General features: G+C 74.0%; 17 protein-coding genes. 3 read left to right on the top strand and 14 right to left on the bottom strand.

The annotated features are described in order from the left end of the window. Positions 1–10: 10 nt before the first annotated feature. From ABZ452_RS09450 to ABZ452_RS09400, 11 genes are all read right to left on the bottom strand, one after another. Positions 11–856, bottom strand: a complete 846-nt coding sequence (locus ABZ452_RS09450; RefSeq protein ID WP_357941063.1) for a PD-(D/E)XK nuclease family protein — start codon at positions 854–856, stop codon at positions 11–13. 132 nt (positions 857–988) lie between these two features. Next, positions 989–1,603, bottom strand: a complete 615-nt coding sequence (locus tag ABZ452_RS09445; RefSeq protein WP_189193044.1) for a MarC family protein — start codon at positions 1,601–1,603, stop codon at positions 989–991. A gap of 31 nt (positions 1,604–1,634) precedes the next feature. Next, on the bottom strand, positions 1,635–2,501 hold the full coding sequence (locus ABZ452_RS09440; protein WP_357940687.1) for a PHP domain-containing protein: 867 nt from the start codon (positions 2,499–2,501) through the stop codon (positions 1,635–1,637). 21 nt (positions 2,502–2,522) lie between these two features. Next, entirely contained in the window at positions 2,523–3,728 is a 1,206-nt protein-coding gene (locus tag ABZ452_RS09435) for a hypothetical protein (RefSeq protein WP_357940685.1), read from the bottom strand. A gap of 56 nt (positions 3,729–3,784) precedes the next feature. Further along, positions 3,785–4,450 carry a SigE family RNA polymerase sigma factor gene (locus ABZ452_RS09430; protein WP_357940683.1) on the bottom strand — a complete coding sequence of 222 codons (666 nt, stop codon included), beginning with the start codon at positions 4,448–4,450 and terminating at the stop codon, positions 3,785–3,787. Positions 4,451–4,552: 102 nt separating this feature from the next. After that, on the bottom strand, positions 4,553–5,428 hold the full coding sequence (locus ABZ452_RS09425; protein WP_357940681.1) for a PH domain-containing protein: 876 nt from the start codon (positions 5,426–5,428) through the stop codon (positions 4,553–4,555). 6 nt (positions 5,429–5,434) lie between these two features. Further along, entirely contained in the window at positions 5,435–5,593 is a 159-nt protein-coding gene (locus ABZ452_RS09420; protein WP_013283898.1) for a hypothetical protein, read from the bottom strand. 118 nt (positions 5,594–5,711) lie between these two features. Next, complete coding sequence (locus tag ABZ452_RS09415) at positions 5,712–6,398, bottom strand: DUF6758 family protein (protein WP_357940679.1); 687 nt, start codon at positions 6,396–6,398, stop codon at positions 5,712–5,714. A 65-nt stretch (positions 6,399–6,463) separates the two neighbouring features. Continuing rightward, on the bottom strand, positions 6,464–7,087 hold the full coding sequence (locus tag ABZ452_RS09410; protein ID WP_357940677.1) for an RNA methyltransferase: 624 nt from the start codon (positions 7,085–7,087) through the stop codon (positions 6,464–6,466). A 53-nt stretch (positions 7,088–7,140) separates the two neighbouring features. Further along, positions 7,141–7,632 (bottom strand): hypothetical protein, encoded by a 492-nt coding sequence (locus tag ABZ452_RS09405; RefSeq protein ID WP_357940675.1) that lies wholly within the window; start codon positions 7,630–7,632, stop codon positions 7,141–7,143. A gap of 92 nt (positions 7,633–7,724) precedes the next feature. Next, positions 7,725–8,240 carry a MaoC family dehydratase gene (locus ABZ452_RS09400; RefSeq protein ID WP_091314480.1) on the bottom strand — a complete coding sequence of 172 codons (516 nt, stop codon included), beginning with the start codon at positions 8,238–8,240 and terminating at the stop codon, positions 7,725–7,727. 546 nt (positions 8,241–8,786) lie between these two features. Between ABZ452_RS09400 and trxA the strand changes: the two genes are divergently transcribed. The 3 genes from trxA to ABZ452_RS09385 all read left to right on the top strand — a co-directional run bounded on the left by trxA (position 8,787) and on the right by ABZ452_RS09385 (position 10,642). After that, positions 8,787–9,155 (top strand): thioredoxin, encoded by a 369-nt coding sequence (gene trxA / locus ABZ452_RS09395; protein ID WP_357940673.1) that lies wholly within the window; start codon positions 8,787–8,789, stop codon positions 9,153–9,155. Between the two features lie 147 nt (positions 9,156–9,302). After that, positions 9,303–9,743 (top strand): hypothetical protein, encoded by a 441-nt coding sequence (locus ABZ452_RS09390; protein WP_357940671.1) that lies wholly within the window; start codon positions 9,303–9,305, stop codon positions 9,741–9,743. Next, positions 9,740–10,642, top strand: a complete 903-nt coding sequence (locus tag ABZ452_RS09385; RefSeq protein ID WP_357940669.1) for an MFS transporter permease — start codon at positions 9,740–9,742, stop codon at positions 10,640–10,642. Before ABZ452_RS09390 ends, ABZ452_RS09385 begins: the two co-directional genes overlap by 4 nt. Here ABZ452_RS09385 and ABZ452_RS09380 read toward each other — a convergent pair. From ABZ452_RS09380 to ABZ452_RS09370, 3 genes are all read right to left on the bottom strand, one after another. Then, on the bottom strand, positions 10,556–12,022 hold the full coding sequence (locus ABZ452_RS09380; protein ID WP_357940667.1) for a dynamin family protein: 1,467 nt from the start codon (positions 12,020–12,022) through the stop codon (positions 10,556–10,558). The genes ABZ452_RS09385 and ABZ452_RS09380 overlap by 87 nt on opposite strands. After that, positions 12,019–13,878, bottom strand: a complete 1,860-nt coding sequence (locus ABZ452_RS09375; RefSeq protein WP_357940665.1) for a dynamin family protein — start codon at positions 13,876–13,878, stop codon at positions 12,019–12,021. The genes ABZ452_RS09380 and ABZ452_RS09375 overlap by 4 nt, the downstream gene beginning before the upstream one ends. A 101-nt stretch (positions 13,879–13,979) precedes the next feature. After that, the gene (locus ABZ452_RS09370) at positions 13,980–14,894 is read right to left on the bottom strand and encodes an IniB N-terminal domain-containing protein (RefSeq protein ID WP_357940663.1); all 915 of its coding nucleotides are present in this window, start codon (positions 14,892–14,894) and stop codon (positions 13,980–13,982) included. Positions 14,895–14,948 lie beyond the last annotated feature (54 nt).

The following is a 14,948-nucleotide window of genomic DNA, read 5'->3' as shown; positions in this document are numbered from 1 at the left end:
GCAGCGGCTGTCAGCCCTGGTCGGCGACCGGCTCGGCGTGGCGCTCCACGGCCGCCCAGGGCTCCTTGCCCGGGGCCTGGGCGCCGGCCGGGCAGGTGCGCCGGTAGTCGCACCAGCCGCACCGGGGTCCCGGCTCGGTGGGAAACGCCTCGTCGGGGTCGGTGCCGTCGGCGACGGCCCGCTCGGCGGCCATGATGTCCCGCGCGGTGTCCTCGGCGCGGGTGAGCTGGCGCTGCAACGACTCCGGGGTGTGCTCGTGCGCCGCGACCGTGCCGGTGGGCAGGTGGTGCAGCTCGACCCGGCGGCACGGGCGGCGGAACACGCGCTCGGCGGCGTAGGCGTAGAGCGCGAGGGCCTGTGAGCCGCGCGCGTCGTCGCCGTCGAGCCCGGTGCGGCCGGTCTTGTAGTCGACGATGACGAGCTCCGGCCGGCCGTCCGGGCCGGGGCGGGAGTCGATCCGGTCGGTGCGGCCGTTGAAGGCGAGGACGGCGGTCTTCACGGCGACCACCCGCTCCACCCCGATCGGCTCGTCGGCCGGGTCGAGCCCCGCCACATAGGACTCCAGCCAGGAGAGCGCCCGGCGGAACGCGTCCCGCTCCTGCTCGTCGTCGCGGTAGCCCTCGCGGACCCAGGTGCCCTTGAGCAGGGTGCCCAGCACCTCGGGGCGGCGGCGGTCGGGGGCCAGCGCGTACCAGTTCTTCAGGGCCGTGTGGACGCTGGCGCCGAGCGAGTTGTGCGCCCACGGCGGACCCTTGGGCGGCGCGGGGCGGTCCACGTACGAGTAGCGGTAGCGCCGGGGGCAGTCGGTGTAGGCGCCGAGCTTGCTGGGCGTGCAGACGAAGAGGCGCTCCGGCATGCCCTCGAAGCCGAGCTGCTCGGCCTGCTCGGCGCGGGGCCGGGGTGGCCGGCCGCCGGTGGGTCGCCCGGTCGGGGAGGGTCGTCGCACGCCTGAGATCCTGCCACCTGCGTACGACAGCGCCGCGACGGCTCAGCTCATGGTGAGGTACTGCGTGACGAACGCGGCGATCGCGTCGGCGATGAGCTGCACGGCGATGGCGGCCAGCAGCAGGCCGGCGATCCGGGTCAGCACCTCGATGCCGCCCGGCCGGAGGACCTTGACGATGCCGCCGGAGAAGCGCAGCACCACCCAGACGGCGACCATGACCGCGACGATCGCGGCGGCGATGGCGAGGTAGTCGGTGAACCCGCCGGCCTGCTGCACGAAGAGCATGGTGGCGACGATGGCGCCGGGGCCGGCCAGCAGCGGGGTGCCCAGCGGCACCAGCGCGATGTTGCTGGTGGCCTGCTGGTTCGGGTCGTCGGACTTGCCGGTGAGCAGTTCCAGGGCGACGAGGATCAACAGCAGCCCGCCGGCGGCCTGCAGCGCGGGCAGGTCGACGTGCAGGTAGGCGAGGATGGTCTGGCCGGCCACGGCGAACACCACGATCACCCCGAGCGCCAGCGCGACGGCCTGCCAGGCGGCCCGGTTCCGGTCGCGGGCGGCCAGTGGGCCGGTCAGGGCCAGGAAGATCGGCATCATGCCGGGCGGGTCGACGATCACCAGCAGGGTCACGAAGACCTCGCCGAAGAGCTTGAGATCCACTCGGACACGGTAGCCGGGCGGCCGGAACGCTTCAGCTCGAAGCGACCGGGGTCACCCCCCGGGCCAGTTCGACGAGCCGCTCGTACGCCCCGGCGCCGGTGGTGAACGCGCCGAGCCGGACGGTCTTGTGCGTGCCGTGGAAGTCCGACGAACCGGTGACCAGCAGCCCCAGCTCGGCAGCGAGCGCGCGGACGTGCTCGCGCTCGGCCGGGCTGTGGTCCTCGTGGTCGGCCTCCAGGCCGGCCAGCCCGGCCGCGGCCAGGTCCACGATCAGCTCGTCCGGCACGATCCGGCCGCGCCGGCTGGCCCGGGGGTGGGCGAAGACGGGCACCCCGCCGGCCGCCCGGACCAGCGCCACCGCCCGGAACACGTCGATGTCCTCCTTGGGCAGCCGGTAGCGCTCGCCCAGCCAGCGCGGCCCGAACGCCTCGGTGGTGGTGGCGACGAGCCCCGCCCGGATCAGCGCCTGCGCGATGTGCGGCCGGCCGACCGTCCCGCCGGCGGCGCCGGCCAGGATCTCCGACCAGCTCACCGGGATCCCGTCGGCCTGGAGCAGCCGGACGATGCGCTCGCCGCGCTCCTCCCGGGCGCGCCGGACCCGGGCCAGCTCGGCGGCCAGCTCCGGTTCGGCCGGGTCGAAGAGGTACGCCAGCAGGTGCAGCGGGATCGCCGGCTCGACGCCGAACCAGCGGCAGGAGAGCTCGGCGCCCCGGATCAGGGTGAGCCCGGGTGGCAGGGCCGCGACGGCGGGCTCCCAGCCGGCCGTGGTGTCGTGGTCGGTGAGCGCCACGATGTCGAGACCGGCCGCGGCGGCGGCCCGGACCAGCTCGGCCGGATTCAGGGTGCCGTCGCTGGCGGTGGAGTGGGTGTGCAGGTCGATCCGGGCGGCGGCGCTCACGCCGCCGACGCTACGCCCCGGTCAGGAGCGGGTGTCGGCCACCACCACGAGGCGCTCGCCCGCGGCCACCCCGTCGAGCCGGGAGGCGGTGGGGGCCTCGCCGGCCAGCACCCGGTCGGGCCGGACCCGGACCAGGCCGCCGGTGGCGTCGACGTGCAGCGCCGCTCCGTCGCGGGTCCAGGCCACCGCACCCGCGACCGCCGGGCCGGCCGGGTGGGTCGTGGCGGCGGCGCCGAGGTTGGCCAGGTCGACCAGCAGGGCGTTCCTGGGCGCGGCGTTGAGCAGCAGCCACCGCCCGTCGGCGGAGACCGCGCCGAGACCGTCGGTGGCCACCGCCGGGCCGCAGCCGGTGCGGACGGGGGTGAGTTCGCGGCCCGGGTCGAGCAGCGCCACGCAGGGCTGCCGGGGCGTGCCGGCGGAGACCAGGCCGACCACCCGGCCGTCGGGCAGCGTGCCGTAGACGCCGAGCACGTCCGGGTTCGCCGCGCCCGGCACCCCACCGGCCGGCCGCCGCCAGACGCTGACCCCGCCCCGGTCGGGCTGCCGGACCAGCACGGCGTCGCCGGCGAAGCCGATCGGCGTCGCCCCCTCCGGAGCCGCCGTCCGGCTGCTGGCCAGGAGTTGACCGCCGACCACGCCGGCCGCGGCCAGGTAGGCGCCGTCGCGCCAGGCGACCTGCCGCCCGTCGGCGGCCACCACGACGGCGTCCGCCCCGGCGAGCAGCACCTGCGGGTCGCTGCCGTTGGGCGGCACCCACCAGAGGGTACGGCCGGCCGGGGTGGCCGCCGAGGTGATGAGCCAGCCGCCGTAGTCCGGGACCCGCTGTGCCCGCTCGACGACGCTCAACCCGGTCAGTTCCCGGCGCTCGCCACCGCTGGTGTCCAGCCGCGAGCCGGCGATCAGGTCCAGCTCGGCGCGGACCGGACCCTGCGCGGGCGCCGGGCTGCTGGCGGTGGGCAGCGGTGAGGGCGCGAACCCGCCCGGGTCACCGAGCACGACGGTGGGCGTGCCGCTGTGCCCGGTCGGCCCGCCGAGCTGGGCCATGCCGGTGGTGACCAGCACGGTCGCCACCCCGGCCAGGGCGAGCCCGGCCAGCGTCCGGCGCCGCCCGGCGGCCCGGGCCCGCCGGAGCGCGGCGCCGGCCGGGTCGGCGGCGAGCGGCCGGGACGTGGCGACGCGGCCGGCCAGCGTCTGCCGCAGCGCCCGTTCCAGCTCGTCCTCGGTCACGGGGAATGGACGCTTCGGGCCGGCCGTCCGGTTGTCGCAGTCCTCCGGCGTGCGGCTCATCGGGATTTCACCGGGACGGACGCGGAGGGGCGCGCGGGAGCCGCGGCGGGTCGTGCGGCCGGCCGGACCACCGGCGGCGCCGGGGCGGGCGGGGCCGGCTGCCGGACCACCCGCGGCGGGGCAGGCGGCGCGGCCTTCTCCTCCGGCGCGGCCGGCAGGCCGAGGGCGGCCTCGGAGCCGAGCCGGCGGCGCAGGGTGTTCAGCGCCCGGGAGGTCTGGCTCTTCACGGTGCCCGGGGAGATCTCCAGCAGGGCGGCGGTCTGGGCCTCGGACATGTCCTCGTAGAAGCGGAGCACGAGCACGGCCCGCTGCCGGGCCGGGAGCGCCTGGAGGTGCCGCCACAGCGCGTCCCGGTCGAGTTGCTGCTCGATCTCGTCGACCCCGGCCCGCTCGGGCAGCACCTCGGTCGGGCGTTCACCGTGCCAGCGCCGGCGCCACCAGCTCGTCGAGGTGTTGACCAGGACCCGGCGGGCGTACGGCTCGATGGCGTCGATCCCGCCGAGCCGCTTCCAGGCCAGGTAGGTCTTGGTCAGCGCGGTCTGGAGCAGGTCCTCGGCCGTCGCCCAGTCACCGGCCAGCAGGTAGGCGGTGCGCAGCAGGGCACCGGAGCGGGCCGCGACGAAGTCGCGGAACTCCTCCTCCAGCGGATCCCTGCTCGCCACGCCCACCTCCACACCCCGTCCTGCCTGGCAGGCTCCCACGGTAGAGCGGGGTGGGTCGACGGCAAAAGGTGCGCAGTTCCTCCGATGTTCGGACAGAAAGCTTCAGGCGCCGTCGTCGGCCTTCGCCTCGTCCTGCTCCTTGCCGATCCGCGCCTCGACGGCCTGCGGCTCGTACATCTCCTCCACGACGCGGAGGTAGAGCTCGTTCGGGTTGGGCAGGTTCTTGATCTCCCGGAGGGCCTGCTCCTGGCCGGCCGACTCCAGGACGAAGGTGCCGTAGTTGAGCGCGCGACCGCTCGGGGTCTGCTCGTATTTCATGTCGGTGACCCGGACCAGCGGCATCATCGCCACCCGGCGGGTGATGATCCCGTTGACCACCATGACCCGCTTGTTGGTGAGGATGAAGCGGTCGTACCACCAGTCGGCGACCCGCCAGGCGACCCAGCCCATCACGGCGAACCAGAGCAGCACCGCGACGGTGGTCAGCGCCCCGACGTCGCGCCCGGCGAGGAAGCCGGAGAGGTAGCCGAGCACGAACGTCGCCGCGATGCCGACGATGATCGGCGTGGAGAGGTGGACCCAGTGCCGCTTCCACTCGCCCCGGAAGCGCTCCGTCGGGAAGAGGTAGCGGGCCGCCAGCGCGCTCGGCTCGTCCTCCATCGGCAGCACCCGGCGCGGCGCCATGCCGGAGGCGTCGGCACGCAGGCCGGCCAGCTCCTCCTCGGAGATCTGCGGGTTCTGGTAGCCGGCCTCCGGGTCGCGGATCCAGGCGCGGCCGGACCGCCCCTCCCCGGCGTAGCCCGGGCCGTCACCGAAGGCGGCGTCGTCCGAAAGGGAGGGGCCGCCACCGTAGCCGGAGCCGGAGCCGAAGCCCGGACCGTCGTCGGGGTCGATCCGCGGGATCGGCTCGGTGTCGCGCTCCCGGCGCTCCCGGTCGGGGTCGTCCGGGTCGAAGGGTGGACCGGAGGGGCTTCCCATGGGCGGCTAGGCGACCAGGTTGGTGAAGAAGTCGCCGAAGCCCTGCGCGATGTCCATGATGCCGCCGCCCAGGGACTTGAACACGTCGGCGGCGGAGTTGGGCCGGTAGGCAACGAAGAAGATCAAGAATGCGATGCCGGCCCAGGTGAGGACCTTCTTGACCATAGCGGGCCATCCTCTCGCGCGGAGCCGGGTCCGTTTACCGCAGCGGCACCCAGAGTATCAGTATGGTGTCGTAGAGTGAATATCTGCGTCTGTTCCCCGACTTGCCGGTGCCGGCCGGTCAGGCCCGCCCGTGCAGGTACGGAGATGGTGCGCCGTACACGAGCTCGGGCGGTGTCCACTCGGTGAGGTCGTGCAGCACGACTTCTTCCGCGAGGAGGTGACCCGCACTCGCCGGCCAGGCTATCGCATGGAGCCACATTCCCCGAGCCTCGCCGGCGTACGCGCTTCGATCGGTCGGGGAATTCACGAGCCACAGTGGAGTGGGATGGCCGCCCACCCGGATCTTGGCGTGCGGCACCCGTTCGGGGTGACCAGGGCCGGGATCGGTGAGCGCCTCCGCCATCTCGGGCCCCGGGTCGGGGCCGGGCAGGCCGGCGAGGCGGGAGCCCAGCCCGACGCCCGGCTCCTCGGCGACGAAGAGCAGGTCGGCCGGTCCACCGTCGAGCGGGGCCGGGCCGGCGCAGGCCACCGCCGTGGCGCGCACCCCGGAGCGGTCGTCCCCCACCCAGGCCACCCCGGTCAGCGTCCAACCGGTGGGCAGCGGCCACGGGCACCAGAGCGGCATTCCCGGCCGCCCCGCCGGGTCGGTGTCGGCGGCCACCCGCTCCACCACGCTCGCCATGATCTCGGCGCCGATGTGCTCCGGCACGTGCAGCGGCGGCACGGGACCGCAGCGCAGGCACCGGTATTCGCCGTGCATCAGGTCCGGTTCCCGGACCGTCCCCGCGCACCTGGGACAACTCACCGCGACACTCACGCCTTCACGGTCACCCCGGACCGGCGGGCCGTCAAGCGGAGCGGCCGGATCGGTCAGTCCGGTGGCGGCCCGGCGTACGCCCGGATCCAGGCGTGCATGGCGATCCCGCTGGCCACGCCGGCGTTGATCGAGCGGGTCGAGCCGTACTGGGCGATCGAGATGAGCTGGTCGCAGGCGTCCCGGGCGACCTCGGACAGCCCCGGCCCCTCCTGGCCGAAGAGCAGCACGCAGCGGCGGGGAAGCGTGCTGGTCTCCAGCGGCTTCGAGCCGGGCAGGTTGTCGATGCCGACCACCGGCAGCCGCTCGCCGGCCGCCCAGGCCACGAACTCCTCAATGGTCGGGTGGTGCCGGACGTGCTGGTAGCGGTCGGTCACCATGGCGCCCCGCCGGTTCCACCGCCGCCGCCCGACGATGTGCACCTCGGCGGCGAGGAAGGCGTTGGCGTTGCGGACCACCGTGCCGATGTTGAAGTCGTGCTGCCAGTTCTCGACGGCCACGTGGAAGTCGTGCCGGCGGCGGTCCAGGTCGGCCACCACGGCCTCGCGCCGCCAGTAGCGGTACCGGTCCACGACGTTGCGCCGGTCGCCCTGGGCGAGCAGCTCGGGGTCGTAACGCGGGTCGTCCGGCGGGTCGCCGGGCCACGGCCCCACGCCCACGTCGAGCTGGTCGTCGGTCACGGTCTGCAGAGGGTACGGCCCGACCGGCGGGACGGGCGCCACGGGCCCGCAGGTCAGCGGAGGTCCAGCGCCCCGGCGAGCCGGTCGAGGAAGCGCCGGTCGGCGGGGCTCGGTGCGGCCTCGCCGGCCCGGCAGACGCGCGCGGCCACCGACTCCACCCACTGCCGGTACGCCGCCGAGTCGGCGGGGTCGGCGCGCCGCCGCAGGACCCGTACCGCGGCCCGGGCGGCGGCGAGCAGGTCGACCAGATCGGTGAGGCGCTCGTCCCGGTCGGCGGCGCCGTCGTGGCGGGCGTAGATCGCGGCGACCACGGCCCGGATCAGGTCGCTGTCGAAGGCCCGGCCGGCGGCCACCGCGTCCAGCCCCGCGAGCCCGGCGGCGACGCCGCGCGGCGGACGGCCCGGCCCGGGCGTGGCGGCGGCGACGAGGACCCGGCCGGGCAGGTCGGTCAGCAGGTCCCACTCGGCCGCGGAGTAGACGGCGGTGGTCAGCGGTGCGGCACGACGGCCGGCAGAGGGCGGCTCTCCGGCGACGGAGTGGCTCATGGTGACCTCCGGCGTCAGCATATGCCCCGGAACGGGAAAAGGGCCCCTTCCCGACGGATCGGCAAAGGGGCCCTTCCGGGCGTAGGAAGAGGTCAGCGCGGCTCGGGGAAGCTGGGCCGCTCGGGGTCGACGCCCTCGGGCAGGGCGGCGGCCGCGTACTCCTTCTTGGGGACCATGACCTTGCGGCGGAACACGCAGACCAGCGTGCCGTCCTGGTTGTAGCCCCGGGTCTCCACCGCGACCACGCCGCGGTCCGGCTTGGAGGAGGACTCCCGCTTGTCCAGCACCGTCGTCTCGCCGTAGATGGTGTCGCCGTGGAACGTCGGGGCGACGTGCCGCAGCGACTCGATCTCCAGGTTGGCGATCGCCTTGCCGCTGACGTCCGGCACCGACATGCCGAGCAGCAGGGAGTAGATGTAGTTGCCGACCACCACGTTGCGCTTGAACTGGCTCGCCGACTCGGCGTAGTGGGCGTCCATGTGAAGCGGGTGGTGGTTCATGGTGAGCAGGCAGAAGAGGTGGTCGTCATACTCGGTGACCGTCTTGCCGGGCCAGTGCCGGTAGACGGCGCCGACCTCGAACTCCTCGTAGTAGCGGCCGAACTGCATCCTTGTCCCTTCGACGGGCGGCGATGGAGTTCGGCACAGCATGCCTTACCGCTTGTTAAGGCGGTGGACGGGGCGCAGCCGGTGCGGAAAAGTCACACCCGGACCGACCCGGGTGGAGACGCAATGAGCGGCGGGGCCCTCCCCGGCACCCGCCGCCCACGCTCTGATGCGACAGATTCTGCCGTACGCCGGTACTGTGACGACAGAGACGGACGTCACATTTATCTTTTCGTAACACTACGCGTAGTGACTCGTGATCACTCCACAAGCGATCTCCGCAGGCCGGATCCCCGCTTGTCAAGCGTCAAGTTACCGATTCGTAGCGCGAACCGCGTGCGATCTCCATGGAAACGCTCCCATCACGTCCCGTCACGCAAATGCGTCGTGCACTTGCGTTCCGCAGGACGGGGGTAAACAGACCTCGCTCGATGCGTCTCTCCGTCACCGCGGCGCTGCGCAGTGTTTGGTCGCGCACGTCACGGGAATGCCAAGCCATCCACCCTGGTTCCACGGGACGTAGGCAATCCGCGCTGATCGGAGAGTGCAATGGCAACGGTTGAGCTGACCACGGCCAACTTCGACGAGGTGACCGAACGCGACGGCATCGTCCTGCTCGACTTCTGGGCGGACTGGTGCGGCCCGTGCAAGCGCTTCGCCCCCGTCTACGAGCGCTCGTCCGAGAAGCACCCGGACATCGTCTTCGGCAAGGTCGACACCGAGGCGGAGCAGGAGCTGGGCGCCAAGTTCAACATCAGCTCCATCCCGACCATCATGGCGATCCGCGACGGCGTGATCGTCTTCGCCCAGCCGGGCGCCCTGCCCGAGTCGGCGCTGGAGAACCTGATCGAGCAGGTCGAGCAGCTCGACATGGAGGACGTCCGCAAGAAGCTCGCCGAGCACGGCCACCAGCACTGAGCCGACCGGCTCCGACACCACCGGCCGGGTCCCCACGGGGGCCCGGCCGGTGTCGTCGGGCCGGCCGGAAAGAGCGACACGGGCAGCGAGGAATGGACGACGGTACGACGTCTTCCGGCCATGTTCATCCCGTATCGTCACCAGCCGATGGAGACCTTGACCACCCGCGGGCGTGCCGTCCGGCTGGGCGCCACTCTGCTCGGGCTGGCGCTGCTCCTTCTCGGCACCGTGCGCGGCACCGACGACGACTTCCCGTTCGGGCCGTTCCGGATGTACTCGACCTCGGACCCGCCCGACGCGCCCGCCCCCGACACCCGCGTCGAGGGCGTCGACCGCAGCGGGGCCGTGGTGCCGCTCGGCCAGGACGCCACCGGCATCCGGCGCGCCGAGATCGAGGGCCAGCAGGACCGGTACGCCGCCGACCCGAGCCTCCTGCGCCGGGTCGCCGAGGCGTACGCCGAGCGCCACCCGGCCGCCCCCGCGCTGGCCGAGGTGCGCATCGTGGTCCGCTGGTACGACATCCAGGGCGGCCGGCCGACCGGCCGCTGGACCGACCGCACCGCCGTACGCTGGGAGACCGTCCCGTGACCGGCTGGCTCACCGAGGCGGTCCCGCGCGGCCGGGTGGCCGCCTTCCGCACCCTCGTCTACCTCTTCGTCGCCGCCGACCTGGTGGTCTTCACCCCCTGGGTACGCACCCGGGTCGACGTGCCCGGCGACCTCTACCAGCCGCTGCTGATCGGCCGGCTGCTCCCGCTGCCCACCCCCACCCCGGCCCTGGTCGGCGTGATCTTCTGGGTGCTGCTGGCGGTCTCGCTGCTCGCCGCCACCGGCCGGGCGCCCCGGCTGCTCGGCTGGACGGTCTTCGCCCTCTACTTCGAGTGGATGATCGTCGCGATGAGCTACGGCAAGGTCGACCATGACCGGGTCGGGCTGCTCGTCGCGCTGGCCGTGCTGCCCACCGCCGGGCGGGCCCGGCACGGCGATCCCACCCGCACCGAGGCGGGCGGCTGGGCGCTGCGGGTCACCCAGATCGCGGTCATCTGCACCTACTTCCTGGCCGCCTGGGCGAAGTTCCGCTTCGGCGGCCTGGACTGGGCCACCGGCTCGGTGCTGGCCCGCGCGATCATCCGGCGCGGCACCGACCTCGCGGACGTGATCGCCCAGGTGCCGCACCTGCTGATCGTCGCCCAGTTCGGCATCCTGGCCTTCGAGCTGCTCAGCCCGCTCGTCTTCCTGCTGCCCGAGCGGTGGCGGCTGGCCATGGTCGGCTTCTTCTACTCGTTCCACCTGGTGACCATCGCGACGATCACCATCTCGTTCGCGCCGCACCTGGTGGCCATGACCAGCTTCCTGCCGCTGGAGAAGGTCCGCCCGATCGCGTGGCTCCGCCGGCGCCGGTCACCGGCCCCCCTCGGCCAGCTCGGCGAGCATCCCCTCGCAGCTGCGGACGACGACCTGGGCGCCGCGCCGCTGGGCCAGGCGTAGCAGCGGATCCTCCGCGCGGTTCCGCCACCGCCACTGGGCCTCCGAGGCGACGTCCCAGAGCCGGTGCACCGTCGCGTCGTGCTCCACGCCGAGCCGGGCCGCCAGGCCGACGCCGTCGCCGCCGACCAGCCGCGCCGCCTCCGCGGCCAGCTCGGCGTCGAAGCCGAGCTTGGTGGTCCGCAGCGCGGCGAGCAGGCGCAGCTCGCGGAACTCGTGCGCCCCGACGAGGATCTGCTCGACCCGGCCGAGCAGTTCCTCCGTGCCCCGGCCGGGCTCGGCCCGCAGCAGCGCCTCGACGGCCGCCAGCGCCGAGCGCGCCTTGAGCGTGTCCCGCCGGTCGACGAGGAAGCGGGCCATCGACTCGCGCAGCTCGGTCAGGCCGCTGCGCCGGATCAGCTCGGCGGAGAGCTTCGCCCGGCTGTCGCACCCGGTGCGGATCAGCGTGGTCGCCAGCCGGATCCCGAAGAGCCCGAGCCGGTCCAGCAGCGCGGCGCGCACCCCGGTGTCGAGCCGGACGGGCAGGTCGCCGCGGAGGAACCGATCGGCCGAGAGCAGGTGCGTCTCCAGCTCCGGCCGGGGCACCCGGGCCAGCGCCGCGAGCACGGCGTAGTCCGACTCGCTGAGAATCCGGCCGGCCAGGCCGAGCAGGCCGCTGCACGGGACGACGTGCACGCTGAGTTCGTTCACCCGTGGGTCCCGGTGCTGGCGGCGGGCGAGCCGGCGGGCGGTGAGCAGGCCGTCGATCCGCCCACCGCCGGTCTCGTCCACCCGGGACAGCACCATGATCACGTGCACCGCGGCGGCCTGCCCGACCGCGCTCTCCCGGCTGGTCTCCAGCACCCGCAGGTCACTGTCGCGGCCGTCGCGGGTCAGGTACAGCACCGCGTCCGCGTCCCGCAGCACCCGCTCCATCACCGGCGCCCGGCCCTGCTCGTCGCGACCGGTGGCCGGGGTGTCGATGAGGGTGACCTGACGCAGCGTCCGGGTCGGCCACTGCACCACGATGTCGCGCAGCTCGCCCGCCCGCCAGCCGACGAGGTCCACCCGCATGCCGGTCGCCGACTTGGCGATCGCCAGCTCCTGCGGCGGCTGGCCGTTCGCGTACGCGGTGGCGCTCGGCTGCGGCCCGTCCTCGTACCAGGTGAAGACGGTGCTGCCGTCCACCCCGTCGACCGGCGCGACCTCCTCGCCCATGATCGCGTTCAGCAGGGTCGACTTGCCGGACCGCCACGGGCCGGCGATCGCGATCCGCAGCGGCTGCTCCAGCCGCGCCAACTGGTGCCGCAGGTGGTCCGTCGCCCGGGGGTCGTCCCGGTAGTGCTGGAGCGCCTGGTGCAGCAGTCCCCAGACCGCCTCGTCCAGCCGCAGCCCGACCGTCATGGCCGGGGCTCCAGCGGCGCCGGGGCGGGTCGCGCGCCGGTCAACTGCTGGGCCTGCTCGAAGAGCCCGGCCAGCCGGGTCATCTTCAACCGGATCTCCCGCTGCCGCTGGTCGCGGACGGCCGCGTCGGTGTCGGCGGCCTGCTTGGCGCTGCGGAACGACCGGATGATGGCCTCCTGGAGTTCCTCGGTCAGCGCCGTGAAGTGGTCCCGCAGCATCCGCTGCACCTGCCGGACGGCGTCCCGGCGGTCCTTGGTGACCCGGACGAAGAAGTCGTCCACGTGCCGCTGGATCGCCGTCTTGACCACCGCCTGCCGGCGGCGGAGCAGCTGCTTGCTCTCGTCGCGGATGCTCTTCCCGCCGAACAGCGCGCCGACACCGACCGACAGCGGGTTGATCATGGGCATGCCGGCCAGCGTCGTCGCCAGCCCGACCATCAACAGGCCACCGTACGAACCCCGCATGCCGCTGATCAGCTTCTGGCTGGTGGTGAACCGGTCGACGGCGGGCCGTTCCAGCTCGGGCAGGCCGTCGCCGAGGTCCGGGGGCGTCGTCATCGACCAGGGGGGCAGCACGTCGCCGCCGTACCGGGCGAAGTTGTCGGCCACCCGCCGCGCGGCCCAGTCGCAGCGCCGCACCAGCCACTCGTGGTTGGCCTCGGCCGACTCCGACAGGCTGCGTTCCAGCCACTCCTGGAACGTGTCCCAGCTGACCAGCGGGTCGGCGCTGTCGAACGCGTCGTCGACCTCGCGCAGGATCTGCCGGGTGCGGTCGCGCAGGTCGTACTCGATGTCGGACAGCAGGTCGGCCATCTCGTCGGCGAGCGTGTTCTGCCACCTCGTGGAGCAGCGGCGCAGCTCGTCGACCTCGCGCTGCGCCGCGTGCAGCCGGGAGATGGGGCCGGACTGCTCCTCGACCTCCTGGCTCTCCAGCTCGGCGCGCAGCGGCGCGGCCAGCTGTTCCACCACGCTCCGGGCGATCGCGCCGACCGCGGCCCGGGCCAGGCGGTCGGACTTGCCGGCGAGGTCCCGCTGCAACCGGCCGATCAGCACGGGAAAGCCGGACTCGGCGTTCAGCTCCCGGTCGTCCCCGACGGCCGCGCGCAGCCGCAGGGCCGCCGAGACCGGGATGACCGGCGCCGGCACGCCGGCCTCGGCGAGGTGCTGCCGGTTGCGCTCGGCGACCGCGCGCCAGTCCGGCACGAGATCCGTCTTGGTCTGCACCAGCACCACGTTCGGGTGCGACCGCGCGACGTGCAGCAGCATGGTCAGCTCGCCGGCCGAGAGTTCCCGGGTGGAGTCGGAGACGAGCAGCACGGTGTCCGCCCACGCCGGCGCCGCGGCCGGGCCGGCCGCGCCCAGTGCGGCCGCCTCCTCGGTGCCCGGCGTGTCCACCAGCACCAGCCCGGAGCCGAGCAGCGCGCGCGGCAGTCCGATCTCGACGTACGCGGGCCCGCCGCCCGGCCGGCGGCCGAACGTGCCGGCGACCCCGGCGGCGACCTGGTCCAGCGGCACCAGGGTCCGCTCACCGGTCACCGGGAGCACCGCGCCGGCGGCCCGGCCCGGGGTGGGAGGTGGCGTCTGGACCAGGGCGGCGGACGGGACCTCCGCGTGCTGCACCACGGTCGGCAGCACGGTGGTGCGGCCGTCACCGACCGGGCAGGCCGGCGCGTTGACGATGGCGTTGATCAGCTGGCTCTTGCCCTGCTGCGACTCGCCGATGACCAGGACGCGCAGCCTGGGGTCCAGCAGTTGCACCCGCTTCTGCCGCACCGTCTGAAGCAGGTCGCCTCGCCCGTGTGCGCCGCACGTACGGGCGATCTCATCGAGCACATCCAGCCAGATCCCCGCGATCACGCACCAAGTGTGCTGATTTCGGCTCAATTATCAAGAGGGTCCTGAACGGAAGAGGAGCGGAAGGCCGGATCGGGCCTCCCGCTCCCTGCCTGAACCCTCCGTCAGAGCAGCCCGCCCAGCAGGCCGCCGTCGGACGAGGCGTGCACGTCGCCGTGGACCCCGGCGCCGTGCGCCCCGGCATCCCCGGTGAGCCCGCCGGTCAGACCGCCGACGGTGCCCGTCACGCCGCTCACCGTGCCGGTCACGCCGGAGAGCGTGCTGTCCACCTGGTGCGTCACACCGTCCACGGTGGCCGGCACGTGCACCGGCGGGACCACACCGCTGCCGTCGCCCAGGCCGAGCCCGCCCAGCGTCTGGTCGACGCCGAGCGAACCGACCACACCGTGGACCTGGGCCTGCGTGCCGGACAGGACACCCAGGTCGCCGCCGAGCACGCCGCCGTCGTGCAGCAGGTCGGTGCCGGCCGTGGCGCCGAGCGGGTCGCCGACCGCCCCGGTGACGTCCCCGACGACCGGGTCGACGGCGGTGTTCACCGTGCCCACCACGTCGGAGTCGAGGGTGTCCGCCACGTCGTGCACCGCGGTCAGGTCGGTGCCCAGCCCGCCCGGCCCGACACCCAGGCCGATGCCCGGGACCAGGGCCGCCCCGGCGTACAGGCCGGCCGGGTCGACCGCGATGGCGCCCAGCGCGCCGGCCGACACGTCCACACCGCTGTGCGAGCTGCTCACGCCGATCTGGTGCGGCACCGCCTGGACCTGGCCGACCACGTCGGTGACGTCGCTCGTGAGCGGGTCGAGCCCGAGCTGCCCGACCACCGGGGCCACCGGGGCGAGCCCCGCCGCGCCGGGGGCGTAGTCGACCACCAGCGGCACGACGTCCTGCACGTCGGCGGCGGTGACGTCGGTGAGCCCCGCGGCCTGCAGCGCGCCCTCCGGGTCGAGGTCGAAGGCCGACCGCGCGTCGGGGTCGGTGAGCAGGTTGAGCACGAAGTCGTGCAGGGTCTGGTGCGAATCCATGGGGGCTTCTCCTCGAACGTAGCGTCAGCACCGTCGTGCCGCGACAGTGACGCT

The sequence above is a fragment of the Micromonospora sp. NPDC005707 genome, assembly GCF_040631005.1.
Lineage (GTDB): Bacteria > Actinomycetota > Actinomycetes > Mycobacteriales > Micromonosporaceae > Micromonospora.
The sequence above is the reverse complement of the archived record's forward strand: the minus strand, read 5'-3'. Positions and strand labels throughout refer to the sequence as shown.

Coding starts and splice junctions, on each gene's coding strand:
- ABZ452_RS09450 (WP_357941063.1), bottom strand. CDS start 856: ATGCCGGAGCGCCTCTTCGTCTGCACGCCCAGCAAGCTCGGCGCCTAC.
- ABZ452_RS09425 (WP_357940681.1), bottom strand. CDS start 5,428: ATGGGAAGCCCCTCCGGTCCACCCTTCGACCCGGACGACCCCGACCGG.
- ABZ452_RS09420 (WP_013283898.1), bottom strand. CDS start 5,593: ATGGTCAAGAAGGTCCTCACCTGGGCCGGCATCGCATTCTTGATCTTC.
- ABZ452_RS09405 (WP_357940675.1), bottom strand. CDS start 7,632: ATGAGCCACTCCGTCGCCGGAGAGCCGCCCTCTGCCGGCCGTCGTGCC.
- ABZ452_RS09400 (WP_091314480.1), bottom strand. CDS start 8,240: ATGCAGTTCGGCCGCTACTACGAGGAGTTCGAGGTCGGCGCCGTCTAC.
- trxA (WP_357940673.1), top strand. CDS start 8,787: ATGGCAACGGTTGAGCTGACCACGGCCAACTTCGACGAGGTGACCGAA.
- ABZ452_RS09390 (WP_357940671.1), top strand. CDS start 9,303: ATGGAGACCTTGACCACCCGCGGGCGTGCCGTCCGGCTGGGCGCCACT.
- ABZ452_RS09380 (WP_357940667.1), bottom strand. CDS start 12,022: ATGACGGTCGGGCTGCGGCTGGACGAGGCGGTCTGGGGACTGCTGCAC.
- ABZ452_RS09370 (WP_357940663.1), bottom strand. CDS start 14,894: ATGGATTCGCACCAGACCCTGCACGACTTCGTGCTCAACCTGCTCACC.